Origin of the sequence: Paenibacillus chibensis (assembly GCF_004001045.1) — a bacterium.
Classification (GTDB): Bacteria; Bacillota; Bacilli; order Paenibacillales; family Paenibacillaceae; genus Paenibacillus_AQ; species Paenibacillus_AQ chibensis.
In genome coordinates this window covers 13651-26950 of sequence record NZ_BIMK01000044.1, presented here as the reverse complement: position 1 = coordinate 26950, position 13300 = coordinate 13651, and the positions used below count along the sequence as shown (strand labels likewise).

Annotated in this window: 12 protein-coding genes; 8 read left to right on the top strand and 4 right to left on the bottom strand. The window is 52.7% G+C overall.

Annotation, left to right across the window (positions count from 1 at the left end):
• Positions 1 to 48: 48 nt before the first annotated feature.
• Complete coding sequence (locus PCH05_RS24995; RefSeq protein ID WP_127607065.1) at positions 49 to 2103, bottom strand: transglycosylase domain-containing protein; 2055 nt, start codon at positions 2101 to 2103, stop codon at positions 49 to 51.
• A 360-nt stretch (positions 2104 to 2463) separates the two neighbouring features.
• Between PCH05_RS24995 and speE the strand changes: the two genes are divergently transcribed.
• Together speE and speB are read left to right on the top strand one after the other, a co-directional pair.
• Positions 2464 to 3291, top strand: a complete 828-nt coding sequence (speE, locus tag PCH05_RS24990; RefSeq protein WP_127607063.1) for a polyamine aminopropyltransferase — start codon at positions 2464 to 2466, stop codon at positions 3289 to 3291.
• A gap of 15 nt (positions 3292 to 3306) precedes the next feature.
• On the top strand, positions 3307 to 4176 hold the full coding sequence (gene speB, locus PCH05_RS24985; RefSeq protein ID WP_127607061.1) for an agmatinase: 870 nt from the start codon (positions 3307 to 3309) through the stop codon (positions 4174 to 4176).
• Positions 4177 to 4401: 225 nt separating this feature from the next.
• On the opposite strand, the gene PCH05_RS24980 is transcribed toward speB, so the two are convergent.
• Positions 4402 to 4614 (bottom strand): hypothetical protein, encoded by a 213-nt coding sequence (locus PCH05_RS24980; protein WP_127607059.1) that lies wholly within the window; start codon positions 4612 to 4614, stop codon positions 4402 to 4404.
• Between the two features lie 15 nt (positions 4615 to 4629).
• On the opposite strand from PCH05_RS24980, the gene PCH05_RS24975 reads away from it, so the two are divergent.
• Complete coding sequence (locus tag PCH05_RS24975) at positions 4630 to 5499, top strand: WD40/YVTN/BNR-like repeat-containing protein (protein ID WP_127607057.1); 870 nt, start codon at positions 4630 to 4632, stop codon at positions 5497 to 5499.
• Positions 5500 to 5530: 31 nt separating this feature from the next.
• Here the strand turns inward: PCH05_RS24975 and PCH05_RS24970 are convergent, their stop codons facing one another.
• A complete protein-coding gene (locus PCH05_RS24970; protein WP_371860586.1) occupies positions 5531 to 6061 on the bottom strand; it encodes a GNAT family N-acetyltransferase in 531 nt (176 codons plus the stop codon).
• Positions 6062 to 6379: 318 nt separating this feature from the next.
• On the opposite strand from PCH05_RS24970, the gene PCH05_RS24965 reads away from it, so the two are divergent.
• The 5 genes from PCH05_RS24965 to PCH05_RS24945 all read left to right on the top strand — a co-directional run bounded on the left by PCH05_RS24965 (position 6380) and on the right by PCH05_RS24945 (position 11867).
• Positions 6380 to 6802, top strand: coding sequence for a YwiB family protein (locus PCH05_RS24965; protein ID WP_127607055.1), 423 nt, complete (start codon positions 6380 to 6382; stop codon positions 6800 to 6802).
• Positions 6799 to 8481 carry an arginine--tRNA ligase gene (gene argS / locus PCH05_RS24960; protein ID WP_127607053.1) on the top strand — a complete coding sequence of 561 codons (1683 nt, stop codon included), beginning with the start codon at positions 6799 to 6801 and terminating at the stop codon, positions 8479 to 8481. The genes PCH05_RS24965 and argS overlap by 4 nt, the downstream gene beginning before the upstream one ends.
• Positions 8482 to 8651: 170 nt before the next feature.
• Positions 8652 to 9317: a response regulator transcription factor gene (locus PCH05_RS24955; protein WP_127607052.1), complete on the top strand. Its 666-nt coding sequence runs from the start codon at positions 8652 to 8654 to the stop codon at positions 9315 to 9317.
• On the top strand, positions 9314 to 10702 hold the full coding sequence (locus PCH05_RS24950) for a sensor histidine kinase (RefSeq protein WP_127607050.1): 1389 nt from the start codon (positions 9314 to 9316) through the stop codon (positions 10700 to 10702). Before PCH05_RS24955 ends, PCH05_RS24950 begins: the two co-directional genes overlap by 4 nt.
• Before the next feature lie 64 nt (positions 10703 to 10766).
• Positions 10767 to 11867, top strand: coding sequence for a hypothetical protein (locus tag PCH05_RS24945; protein WP_127607048.1), 1101 nt, complete (start codon positions 10767 to 10769; stop codon positions 11865 to 11867).
• 206 nt (positions 11868 to 12073) lie between these two features.
• On the opposite strand, the gene PCH05_RS24940 is transcribed toward PCH05_RS24945, so the two are convergent.
• Positions 12074 to 13231 (bottom strand): S8 family peptidase, encoded by a 1158-nt coding sequence (locus tag PCH05_RS24940; protein WP_127607046.1) that lies wholly within the window; start codon positions 13229 to 13231, stop codon positions 12074 to 12076.
• Between the last annotated feature and the right edge of the window lie 69 nt (positions 13232 to 13300).

Genomic DNA, 13300 nt, shown 5'->3' with positions numbered 1-13300 from the left:
TGCCGCGACGAATAGGATGGCCCTGCCAAGCAGGCGTAATTGTTATTGTTATTGTTTAAACCAGCGCTTGAAGCCGCTCCACCATGAATGTTCTTCGGGATTACCGCCGTTTACGCCAGAAGGGTGCTTATTCTCACCCCCATGGAGCGAGCAATATTCCGTCGGCTCCGTGCCGGCGACGAATACTTCAAGCTTCTTGTCGGGGCAGTCGGCGGTCGCGAGCTTGCCGGAGGATTCATCCACATATACCGTCACCACCCCGGCTGGGATGGTAAAAATCTTCGGAGGGACGTTATTCAGCGCCGTCTCGGTAAACTGCGCGAAAATCGGCGCAGCCCGGTGGCCATCGAGCGTGGTGATGCTGCGGCCTTTGTCGTAGCCGACCCAAACGGCCGTCGCCAGCTCGGGCGTATAGCCGACCATCCAGGCATCGGTATCGGTGGTGCCGGTTTTGCCGGCAACGGGCCGCTTGATCATGGAGGCTACGCGGCTGCCGGTACCGCCGGATTCGAAGACGCTCTCCATTAGATGCGTCAGCACGTAAGCCGCTGCGGGTTCTACCACCTGATCGCCGCTCGATTCAGGTGCCTGGTACAGTACTTCGCCGGCGGCGTCGGTAATTTTGAGCACGGCGACGGGCGGCATGCGTTTGCCGCCATTGCTGATGACCGCGAAGGCGGAAGCCATTTCGAACGGGCTGATAGGCGAGGTGCCGAGCGCGAGCGAAGGCACGGATTTGAGCGGGCTGACGATGCCAAGCTTCTTGGCCATCGCAACAACGTTGTCCGCACCCACCTTCAGCAGCGTGTTCACCGCATAAATGTTATCGGAGGCGGCAATCGCCTCCTGCATATTGATCTCGCCAAGGTATTTCTCACCGAAATTGCTTGGCTGGTACGTCTTGCGGTTATTGTCATAGTGAAACAGGGTCGGCTCGCTGTTGAAGGTACTGAGACCGGTCATGGTTTTCGAAGACAGCGCCGTTAGATACATGATGGGCTTGAAGGATGAGCCCGGCTGGCGCGTCTTGGCGAGCGCATGGTTGAACTGGCTCGATTTATAATTTTTGCCGCCCACCATCGCCTTCACATAGCCTGTGCGGGGATCGATCGACACCAGCGCCGTTTCCAGCTCGCTTTGCGGATCCATCCCTTGCGTGACAGCATCCTCTGCCGCGGCCTGCGCATGCGGATCCAGCGTGGTATAGATATTGAGTCCGCCATGATCCAGCTGTTCTTCGCTGATGCCCAATTGAGTGGTGACCAGCTTCTTCACATAATCGCGGAAGTAGGGAGCGGACACGAGGGGCTGCTGCTGCCCTTGCGGCTTGAAGAGAAGCGTCTCGGCTGCCGCCAGCTCCGCCTCCTGCTGCGTAATATCACCGGTATCCACCATGGAGCCGAGCACGATTTTCTGGCGTTTCTTGGCATTGTCGATATGGGTATACGGGGAATAATAGGTAGGGCCTTTTGGAATTCCCGCCAGCATGGCGCTTTCCGCGAGATCCAGCTCGGCCGCCGATTTGCCAAAATACATCTCCGATGCGGCTTCGATCCCGGAAGCGCCATGACCGTAATAAATCCCGTTAAGATACATCTGCAAAATCTCGTCCTTGCTGTATTTCATCTCGAGCTGGGCCGTATACATCGCTTCCTTGGCTTTGCGGGCCCAGGTTTTGGCATGCGACAGATACAGGTTGCGGGCCAGCTGCTGCGTCAGCGTGCTGGCGCCCTGCGCCCGGTCCATTTCATGCAGGTTAACGAGGACAGCCCGGCCCATACCCTTGAGATCAAAGCCGATATGGTCATAAAATTTCCGGTCCTCGACCGACAGCGTCGCTTTGATCAGCCAGGGCGAAATTTGTTTGAACGTGACAGGCTCATAGCTGCGTCCGCTGGCAGAGAAAGTGGCAATAATGCTGCCCTGGCTGTCCAGAAGACGGGAGTTGCGGTCGGTATCTGCAACGGGCAGGCTTTTTTGATACAAATAACCAAGCAGGCAGCCCATGGCAATAAACAGGGTGATTGTCGTGGCAAGGATCAGCTTGAGAAAGGCGGCAAACCGTCTTTTGCGCTTCGTCTTGGAATGATGTGGGTGCGGCATGGCGCTTTCTTCCCTTCCAGTAATATACATTCATTATGGGAAAGGAGGCGCGGGGATATTCATAGCTTGTCATCACAAGCCGAGAAAAGGCGTGAAATCCTGCTATGAATCGGCATGTTTCGCACGACCTTCACCCGTCACTTTTTGTTATAAAAAGAGAGGAAAACTGTTTCTTTACAGCGATTTCTCGCATCGCGTATAATTCAAAAGATGTGTTTATGCATCCATAGTTTGGTACAATGTAACAGTATGGACTCTGTCCAAAACAAGGCGGGGATTTTAGCCTGACCGGGAACGATCCGGGAGACAGAAACAACTGAATGAAATCCCCTCTATTCTAGCGGAAAGAAGGTAATGACGATGGAATTGTGGTTCACGGAGAAGCAGACCCCCGCTTTCGGGATTACGGCTAAAATCAAACAAACGTACGTAAACGAGAAAACCGATTTTCAGGATCTGGCGATGGTCGAGACTGAAGAGTTTGGAAATATGCTTTTGCTGGACGGCATGGTGATGACGACCGAAAAGGACGAGTTCGTATATCATGAGATGGTAGCGCATCCTGTGCTGAATACGCATCCGAATCCGAAGCATGTGCTCGTGGTCGGCGGCGGCGACGGCGGCGTGATCCGCGAAATCATTAAGCATCCCGAAGTGGAAAAAGCGGTGCTGGTGGATATCGACGGCAAGGTCATCGAATATTCGAAAAAATATCTCCCGTCCATCGCGGGCAAGCTTGAGGATCCGCGGGTAGAGGTTCATGTAAACGACGGCTTCATGCACATTCATGAGCACAAAAACGAATACGACGTGATCATGGTCGACTCCACGGAGCCGGTAGGACCGGCTGCTCCATTGTTTGAGCGCGGCTTCTACCAAGGCATCTTTGAAGCGCTGAAGGATGACGGCATGTTCGTGGCACAGACGGACAACCCTTGGTTCAAGGCGGACCTCATTCAAAAGGTCAACCGCGACGTCAAGGAGATTTTCCCCATCGTACGTGTATATGGCGCTAACATCCCAACGTACCCAAGCGGTCTGTGGACCTTTACGCTGGGAAGCAAAAAATATGATCCACTGGAAGTAAACGAAGCGGATATTCCGGAAATGGATACGAAATATTATACGCCTCGTCTGCATAAAGCAGCATTCGTGCTGCCTAAATTTGTAGAAGATCTGACGAAGTAAGGGGAGACCGACACAATGAAACTAGATCAAGCATACTCTGGCAACGTATTTATTTGCAGCTCCGAGAATTACGAGGGCTCCAAGGCCGTCATTTACGGCATGCCGATGGACTATACCGTCAGCTTCCGTCCGGGCTCGCGCTTTGGACCATCCCATATTCGCCAGGCTTCCGTAGGCCTGGAAGAGTACAGCCCGTACCTCGACAAAAGCATCGATGACATGACGTACTTCGACGCAGGCGATCTGCTGCTGCCATTCGGTAATGCGGCCCGCAGTCTCGACATCATCCGCGATTATGTAGGTACGCTGCTCGCTGATGACAAATTCCCGATCGGTCTGGGTGGGGAGCACCTGGTCACCTGGCCGATCATTGAGCAGATGTACGCCAAGTATCCGGACCTGATCCTGATCCATATCGATGCGCATGCCGATTTGCGGGAGCAGTATGAAGGCGAGCCGCTTTCGCACTCCACGCCGGTCCGCAAGGCGGCTGCCCTGATGGGCGGCAAGAACATCTATCAGTTCGGCATCCGTTCCGGTTCACGAGAGGAATTCAAATTCGGGCATGAGAACATTAACTTCTTCCCGTTTGAAGTCGCGGCTCCCCTGAAGGAAGCCCTGCCGAAGATGGGCAACCGTCCGGTATACGTGACGATCGATATCGACGTGCTGGATCCTTCTGCAGCTCCGGGCACCGGCACAGCCGAAGCGGGAGGCATTACCTCCAAAGAACTGCTGGAGGCCGTGCATCTGATTGCGGGCTCTGCGGTAAATGTTGTGGGCTGTGATCTGGTGGAAGTGGCACCGATCTACGATCCTACGCAGCAAACGCCAATCGTGGCAGCGAAGCTGATTCGCGAAATGCTGCTCGGTTTTGTGAAATAATGATTCATTCATGAGCATCCATGCGCTAAGGCCGGGAAGACGAGAAGTCGGCCCGGCGAGGCGCATGGATGCTTTTTTAGTGTCCGGAAACTTTTCTGCTTTGCCGGCGTATATGACAATAATGAAATATTCGCGTGATGAGGACCATTTTCGGGTAAGTTCATGTACATGGAGGTGTTCGCATGATACGACACAAATGGTTGAAGCGTTCTTCCGCGGGATGCATCAGCAGCCACGGCTGCGCCGGCTCCCTGCGGAAGCGGGGATCACGGGCTGCTGCAAAGCCTGCAGAAGCAGCATAGCGGAGCCGATCAGGATCCGCTGCATTTCACGGACATCCAGTTTCTGAGCGGCAGCACCGGCAGGGCCGCGGGAACGGGCTTCCTGATCGGGACCTCGGATGCCGGATGCCACTGGCAGGAAATTTACCAAGGACAATGGCAGTTTGAGCAGATGGATTTCTCCGACAACGTGAATGGTTGGGCCATTGCCACCATGCCTTCACAGCAGACGCCCTATCTCATCAAAACAACCGATGGCGGCTCGCATTGGAAAAGCGTCTACACGGGTAACATGCACTTTGGACGAATGCAGATGCTGGATAAAAATACAGGGTTCGGATATACCGCCAACGCGGCTTACCGCACGGATAACGGAGGCAACAGCTGGGTGAAGGTGCCGACGCCAGCCAACACCCGCTATACGACTTTCAATAATACCAAGACCGGGTACGTGCTGACGGTGGTTCCCGGAGGCGGCTACAAGGTAATGAAGACCGCCGACGGCGGTCACAGCTGGAGCACGAAGCTGACCGTGAAAACGTCGTTTACCGTCGGCGGAGAGCTTTACAGCAAGGATAATCAGATATGGGCCGTTCTCTACGGGGAAGCGGGGATGTCCCAAGTGTCATATTCCCTGTATGGCAGCACGGACCAAGGCTCGCACTGGAAGCGGGTTATCGGACAGGATACGGCAGGGGGCGGACCGTCACCCGGCGGCTGGACGCCAGTCGTTAAAGACGGACCCGCACAGCCGGGCGGTCATCCAGGCAACATGCAGCTCATCGGCAAAGAAACGGCCTTCCTGGCCGGAGGATCTCCGGCAGGCGAAGTTGTATCCGTCGGCGTCACCTATAACGGCGGCAAGACATGGAAGAATGTGAAGCCGACCGTAAGCGGGTACGATGGACGCATTTCCTTCGTGGACGGCAAGACGGGCTGGCTGGTTGTGACCAGCGCCACCAAGTCCTCGATCTACTCCACCAAAGACGGAGGGGCCACTTGGAGCCGCAAGTTTGCTTTTCCGGAAGCGATGGAGCCATAAAAATATTAAAAAAGGATAGGCCACGAAGGGCTTATCCTTTTTGTTTTGTCCGGAAATCATTCCACTCCTCGCGCAGCATCCCCATGCGAATGGAATCGTAATAAACGCCGTTATGCAGCCGGCATTTGCGAAGTCTCGCTTCCATGGTGAAGCCCAGCTTTTCGCCGACACGGATCATGCGGTGGTTGCCCGACCAGGTCGTATAACCCACGCGAACCAGCGGCAGCGTCTCGAACAAATGCTCAATCCACAGCGTCAGCGCCCGCGTCCCGTAGCCCCCGCTCCAATAGGAGGGATGATAAATCACAATACCCATTTCCAGCCAGTGGGAAGGTTCATGCTCCCAGTAATAGCTGACCGTTCCGATCAGATCTCCATCTACTTCAATCGCCCAAAAATTCTTCTGGCCGATCAAATGCTCTTTCCGCTCCATATAGTTCTCGTAGGGAATGGCCTGGTGTTCATAATAGGGCGCATCCCATTTTTTCCACTCGGGCGCCTCTTCTTTGACGGACAGCTCCCACAAAAGGGGAAGGTCCTGTTCCCTTACGGGACGTATCATCAGATTGTTATCTGCTTTGATTATCAATATCCAATCCTCCTTAAGCAAGGCAGCTTTGCCGGCGGTTGATCTTCCTAAATCACCTGCCTACTATTTCGGAGTCGCCAGGGATACTTCCTCTTTTCTCTACAGATCCGATATTTTCTTCATATCAAGCGATATTTGCAAGAATATGAAGAACGGCACGTGTGAAAGCTGTATAATAGCAGAAGGGAAAAGGGCGGATTGCGATTCACAGGATGTTTCTTGCTGTTGAATTGAACCACTGAACTGGATATAGTATTACAATAGGAAAGAACAGATTGGAGCCGTATACTTATGCAAGAAGCCAGAAGAGCCCGTATCCGTCTTCAGAGCCGGCATCAAGGTGAGCAGGTCTTACAGGAGACGGAAGCCGACATGTTTGAACGCGGCGGGGCGCTTTATCTCAAATACGAGGAACCGGAAGCGGACCTGAAGGGGCAGAAGACCCGCACGCTGCTGAAAATTACCCGGGATCGTCTCAAGATGATCCGGCACGGCGCGGTAGAATCGGAACAGACCTTTCAGGAAGGGCAGCAGCTGCCCGGATTTTACCGTTCACCGTACACCTCTTTTAACCTGTCCACACAGACAAGCACGCTTTCGATCCGGCTGGACGGCGGGTCAGGCACGGTAGCCTGGGCGTATGATCTGTATGTTTATGAGGAATGCACAGGACATTTCGACATTAGTTTGCATATACAGGAGGAACATTCATGACAACAACCAATCCATTGGAACATATCAACCAGCTGGTGACCGAAGCGTTAGCCGACGCAGTTATTGCTGCAGGAATCGTAAGCCGGGAGGAACTTCCGGTATTTGCGCTCGAGGTGCCGAAGGACAAGTCCCACGGGGATTTGGCCACCAACGCGGCCATGCAGCTGACCCGGATCGCCAAGAAAAACCCGCGCCAGATCGCTGAAGCGATTCTGGAGCATTTCGACATGAAGAAAGCTTCCATCGAGAAGGCCGACATTGCCGGCCCTGGCTTCATTAACTTTACCTTGAACAAAAGCTATCTGTATCCGGTAGTGCATCAGGTTCATGAGCAGGGCGAAAACTACGGACGCATCGATCTGGGCAAGGGCCAAAGAGTGCAAGTGGAGTTCGTCAGCGCCAATCCGACGGGCAGCCTGCATTTGGGCCATGCGCGCGGGGCAGCCGTAGGGGATGCACTGTGCAATGTGCTCGACTTCGCCGGATATGAAATGACGCGCGAATACTATATCAATGACGCCGGCAACCAGGTGGAGAACCTGTGCAAATCCATCGAGGCCCGTTACCTGCAGGAGCTTGGGCAAAATGCCGAGATGCCGGAAGACGGCTATCACGGCGAAGACATTAAAGGTTTTGCCAAGGAGCTGGTCGCCGAGAAGGGGGATTCCCTGCTGTCGATGGAACCGGGCGAACGCGCGGCGTTTTTCCGCCAGTATGGACTTGAAAAGGAATTAAGCAAAATCAAACGCGACCTGAACCGGTTCAGAGTCCATTTCGACGAATGGTTCAGCGAGACGTCTCTTTATGAAAAGGGGCTTGTAGAGGAATCACTGAACGAGCTTAAAAATAAGGGACAAGTCTATGAGCAGGACGGCGCAACATGGCTTCGCACGACCGACTTCGGGGACGACAAGGACCGCGTGCTCGTGAAAAATGACGGTACGTACACCTATTTGACGCCGGACATCGCTTACCACCGCAATAAATTCGAACGCGGCTATGACCGTCTCATCAACATTTGGGGAGCTGACCATCACGGATATATTCCGCGGATGAAGGCTGCCATGGAGGCTATCGGTTACGATCCGGAAAAATTGACCGTGCTGATCGCCCAGATGGTGAGCTTGTTCCAGAATGGGGAAAAGGTCAAAATGTCCAAACGGACGGGCAAAGCCGTCACGATGGAGGATTTGATGGAAGAAGTCGGCATCGACGCGATCCGCTATTTCTTTACGATGCGGAGCATGGATTCCCATCTGGATTTTGACATGGATTTGGCGATTTCGACGTCCAACGAAAACCCGGTATTCTATGTACAGTATGCCCATGCCCGGATTTGCAGCATTTACCGTCAGGCCGAAGAGCAGGGCGTTACACTCCTGCCGCTGTCCGAGGTGGATCTCAGCGTGCTGAACACCGAGCATGAATATGACCTGCTCCGCAAAATCGGCGAGCTTCCGGAGGAAATCGCCATGGCAGCAGCCAACTATGCGCCGCATCGCATGATCCGCTATGTCTATGACTTGGCATCGCTGTTCCACAGCTACTACAGAGCGCAGCGTGTTATTACCGAGGATGCCGCGCAGACGCAAGCCCGATTTGCCTTGCTTGGCGCCGTTCGCACGGTTATTGCCAACGTGCTCAGACTGGTTGGCGTGAGCGCGCCGGAACAAATGTAATCCTGTCATATCGGTGAAATGGAGCCCCTTATCGTATCCGTTGGATAACCCTGTCCAGTGATACGGTACGGGGTATTTTTGTTTTGTCGCTGATATGCTGCATAAAAGGATTTTCACATATATTGTCGAATAACGACGGCAGGAGAAGAGACGAGAGAAGGGGTTTTGGTATGGCAAAGATATTGGTCGTGGAGGATGAGAAGCCGATTAACGACTTGATTACGATGAATTTAAAGCTTGTCGGGCATGAGTTCTTGAAATCCTTTGACGGATCGTCGGCGCTGTCCGTTTTGGAGCGGGAAGAGGTCGATTTGATTTTGTTGGACGTGATGCTTCCGGGGCTGGACGGTTATGAAGTGATGAGGCGTATCCGCCATTTGAATGTTCCCGTCATTTTTATTACAGCCAAAGATTCTTTAGCCGACCGCATTACGGGCTTCGAGCTCGGCGCGGATGATTATATCATCAAACCTTTTGAAATCTTGGAAATGCTGGCCCGAATCCATGTCGCGTTAAGACGCAGCACCAAGGAACAAGCCGGATGGAGCTTAGACGGCGTTGAAGTGCGTTTGGCCGAGCGGCAGGTCTATAAACATGGACAGGCTGTCGAATTGACCGCGCGCGAATTTGAGCTGCTGGAGGTATTGATTCAAAACCGCAATATCGCGCTATCGAGGGAAAAGCTGCTGGAGTTGGCTTGGGGGTACGACTTTGAAGGCGAGACTCGAACGGTGGACGTTCATATTCGGCAATTGCGCCGTAAGCTCGGATGGGAAGACCGCATCAAAACGATTTTCAAGCTCGGCTACCGTCTCGAAGTGCAGGGTGAATCATGAGATTTTGGCAGAAGACGCTGTTGGTCGTGATGATCCTGTTTATTGTAGCGCTTGATCTTAGCGTCGGGATGATCATGAACAAAAGCTGGCAGCTGAATAGGCAAAGAGAGGTGCAGAGGTCGGATAACGAGCTGGCCTTGATCGCCAACAATATTTATGAAAACTTGAACTCCATCAAATCCCGGGGGATGGTAGTTGGCGATAATGTGCTGCTCGATGTTGCACGCTCTTATGCTGAATATTACCGGCGGCAAAAGATCGACCTGCAGTTGTGGGATCGCGGCCAACGGATTTATGGAAGAGGCGGCGCTGCAGCGGGGAATGAGACAGGAGATAGGGCAGGACAGGAGGGACACCAAATTGAAAGATCAAGCAAGCTTCCCGCTCCTTATGACCATTTGATTCTCGTATATTCCCGGAGCATTGAAGATCTGTATGCGAGCCAACGCGAATTGAATCGTTATATTGTATTCATCCAGCTGATCGCAGGTCCGTTGCTGGCTGCAGCGCTGTATATGTTGATCCGGCAGATCACAAGACCTTTACGACAGCTGTCCAGGACAACCCAAACGATTGCGGAAGGAAAGTACGGGGAGAGGGTGGCCCTGAAAAATAAGGATGAGTTTGGAGAATTGGCGCAGCATTTCAATCAAATGGCTTCCGCCGTCGAGAGCCATGTCGTAGATCTTTCGGTGATGGCAGAGGAAAAGCAGCGAATCGTCGATAACCTGGCTCATGAATTGCGGACCCCTCTGACCAGCATGCAGGGGTTTGCGCAATACTTGAATGCTGCCCACATCGGCGAGGAGGAAAGGATAACAGCAAGCGGCTACATCTGGAGTGAAACGATGAGACTGAAGAATCTGGTTTTTAAGCTGCTGGATCTCTCAACTTTGCGTCGTCAATCCATCGAAATGACATGCATCCAAGTCGATGAGTTATTCGAATCCGTCCGGCTCATGGAGCAGGGAAATTTAGAGCAGGCGCGCATACATCTGTTCATGCATACCTCCACTGCAAACGTTTGGGGAGATCCAGATTTGCTCGCATCTTATTTAGTCAATTGCATTGACAATGCGATCCATGCCTCACACGAAGACTCCGAAATACGATTGCTGGCATACGAGCAAGATGCACAAGTAGTGCTGGAGGTTCGGGATTTCGGCAGAGGGATGAGCCCAAAGCAGGTTAAACAAGCGTTTGAACCGTTTTACCGTGCCGATCCGGCACGGTCCAGGGAGCACGGGGGAGCCGGGCTGGGCTTATCGATATGCAGGCAAATCGCGGAGGCACATCAAGCCAAGCTATTACTCGAATCCGAAGAGAATCGAGGGACCCGCATGCGAATCTTTTTACAACTCCATAACAACGAGGTCCATACTTGATAACATGTTGGCTTTATAGTATGGATTGGCCAGGCCTACTCAAGCGAAAAAGGGGTTGTTAAAAGTGAAAAGAAAGAACATTCTGGTGGGAGTTGCCGTTTTAGCCGTATCCAGCGGGCTGCTTATGGTAAGTGCTTTGACTGTCCCATACTTCGTCGGCACTATGATGGCGAATGCCGCTCCCCAAGCGGCAGATGCAGTGACCAAGCATGATAAGCCACCTGCGTTGTTGGTTAGCCAAAAGACTCCTTTACTCAAGGTGGAGGGTAAGGAACCTGTATCGACCGTTGAGGAAGATTTGGAGAGAACCATGACGGAAGCAGAAATACAGCAAATTTACCATTACGGAGACCATATCAAAAAGGAAAGCGAACCAAGCAGTCGAACCATGAATGCTGCGGAACTGAAAAGGCTGAAAGCTTTGGAGGACCTTTATCGGTATGAAGGGGTACGTCCCCAAAGGCAACTTCCGCTCAAATCGGGAGTGTCAAGCTTCTACCTTGACATCGCAAATGATTATTTATTCTACCCTGCGCGGGAACTGACGGATGAAGAGCTGCTTCAATACATTGACTGGTATGCCCGAATGAACTTTGCCCTGAGCAAGCGAATCGTCAAACTGCAGCCGGATGCCAAGGATATCGGGAAGGAGGAGGCTCTGGACAAAGCGGTTGATAGCATCAAACGTTTGTATGATGCCGATGTGAGTCTTATGGAAGCGACAGCCGCGTATCACAAATTCGGCCCGGAGCAGCAGGGGAGTTGGGTTCTTCATTTCGCGCCGTACCGAGTCGGAGCCCTGGAAGCCCATGGTGAATCTTATTTAATGTACGATGTGTTTATTGATTCCCTCAGCGGCGTGGTAGTGGACACCACCGTGGTTAACCCGTCCTATAAGAGGACGCCGATTACGCCTGAAATGAACAAAAAAATCAGGCAGGATCCAAGTTGGATCGAGGCGGCCAAATCCATTGTTATGCATAAACAAAGCGAAGAACAAGCCATTATAAAGTCATCATTTATTCAGGATAGCGTATACGATAAGCGCGGCGTCGTCGCCATAGCATTGGAACTTGCGGACGGAGCTTCATACACCTTGGAATTGCGTTATCCGGAGAGAGCGCTGCGATGTATGGTATATAACCCGGCAAAAGGTGGCTTGTAGCTCCCTTATCCACCCCTTACGGAGGGAAGCGGGAATCGAAGGGAACCACTGCATCATTCATGATTATGTATCAGGAGGCGGTCTTTATAGGTTGCAAGAACCTAAAGGACCGACTCCTTTTAAGGTGTCCAGAAAATATAACATTTGAAGCATGACCATCCGGCTAGCGCATGCAAAGCATGAAGGTGTGACCGGTTAAATTCTGTCTACGGGGCTGGTGTTTTTCTCTTCATTCCTTCCCGCAGCAGCCTTAAAGCGTTGACCTCCAGCCCTTCGCCGGTACGCTGCTGCCCCTTCTTGCTCCGCAGCGGCGTGGCGGTTTGCAGAAGCAACGCCTTGATTTCCGCAGGCTGTAAATCGGGGTTTTGCGCAAGCAAAAGCGCAATGGCGCCGCTCACATGGGATGTTGCCATGGAAGTGCCACTCATTTCATGGTACTTGCCGTGGGTCCAGGAGGAGATTATTTTGTCTCCGGGTGCATAAATATCAATAAACTCGCCGCGGTTGCTGAAGCTGGCAATACGGCGATTGCGGTCGGTTGCCCCCACCGAGATCGTCTGCGGATATTTGGCGGGATAATCAATGCTTCGCCTTTTTCCGTCATTACCGGATGAAGCGACGATGGATATGCCGGAGACATAGGCTTTGTTCACGATATCCAGCAGAGCCTTGCTGCGCGTCTTCATCCCGAAGCTCATGTTGATGAGATGCATGTGGTTCCGGATACACCAGTCGATGCCTTGGATAATATCGGAAACGTAGGCGGATCCGTTATGATCAAAGGCCTTAACCGGATAAATGGTCGCGCGCGGCGCAACGCCGATCATGCCTTCTGTGCTGTTGGCGGCTGCAATGGTGCCCGCGATATGGGTTCCATGCCCGTTGTCATCCATCGGCAGCATGTGCCGGTTCAGCAGATTGATTCCTTTTGCCAGGGATTGACGGAGGTCCGGGTGGTAATAGTCGGCCCCGGTGTCGATAACCCCGATTTTTACCCGGTATCCGGTTGAAGTGGACCAGGCCTTGGGGGCTTTAATCTGCTTGACGCCATAGGGAATACCCGGACCCTGTATTTTGTTCGCCAGCGTATGCACCTGGATCAGGCTGTCTTCTTCGATGATGATGTCATCCTTATACGCATCCAGCATTTTCGTACTGCCCGACAAAGGTGTCATGACAGATTGGAGCAGACTGGAGGAAGGCAGATCGGGCCAATCAGGGTGACGGGCTTTGAGCTCCCGAAGGGTTTGCTGGAATGCTTCGTAATGCTGGGGATTTACAAAAGTAATGATTCGTTTGGCTCCGGATGGTGCGGGACTCTCCATGTTTTTGAGCAGCATCTGTATCAATCCGGTGTAGTCCATATTGGGCAGTCCCCCTCATAATGAACCCTGCTTTTGCATTGTATGTGGGAGCGGGTCGCTACGAGTGGG

Excerpts from the sequence above, each read along its gene's own strand:
- PCH05_RS24940 (WP_127607046.1), bottom strand. The coding sequence starts at position 13,231 with ATGGACTACACCGGATTGATACAGATGCTGCTCAAAAACATGGAGAGT.
- speB (WP_127607061.1), top strand. The coding sequence starts at position 3,307 with ATGAAACTAGATCAAGCATACTCTGGCAACGTATTTATTTGCAGCTCC.
- PCH05_RS24995 (WP_127607065.1), bottom strand. The coding sequence starts at position 2,103 with ATGCCGCACCCACATCATTCCAAGACGAAGCGCAAAAGACGGTTTGCC.
- PCH05_RS24975 (WP_127607057.1), top strand. The coding sequence starts at position 4,630 with ATGGATTTCTCCGACAACGTGAATGGTTGGGCCATTGCCACCATGCCT.
- argS (WP_127607053.1), top strand. The coding sequence starts at position 6,799 with ATGACAACAACCAATCCATTGGAACATATCAACCAGCTGGTGACCGAA.
- PCH05_RS24950 (WP_127607050.1), top strand. The coding sequence starts at position 9,314 with ATGAGATTTTGGCAGAAGACGCTGTTGGTCGTGATGATCCTGTTTATT.
- PCH05_RS24970 (WP_371860586.1), bottom strand. The coding sequence starts at position 6,061 with ATGATACGTCCCGTAAGGGAACAGGACCTTCCCCTTTTGTGGGAGCTG.
- speE (WP_127607063.1), top strand. The coding sequence starts at position 2,464 with ATGGAATTGTGGTTCACGGAGAAGCAGACCCCCGCTTTCGGGATTACG.
- PCH05_RS24955 (WP_127607052.1), top strand. The coding sequence starts at position 8,652 with ATGGCAAAGATATTGGTCGTGGAGGATGAGAAGCCGATTAACGACTTG.
- PCH05_RS24965 (WP_127607055.1), top strand. The coding sequence starts at position 6,380 with ATGCAAGAAGCCAGAAGAGCCCGTATCCGTCTTCAGAGCCGGCATCAA.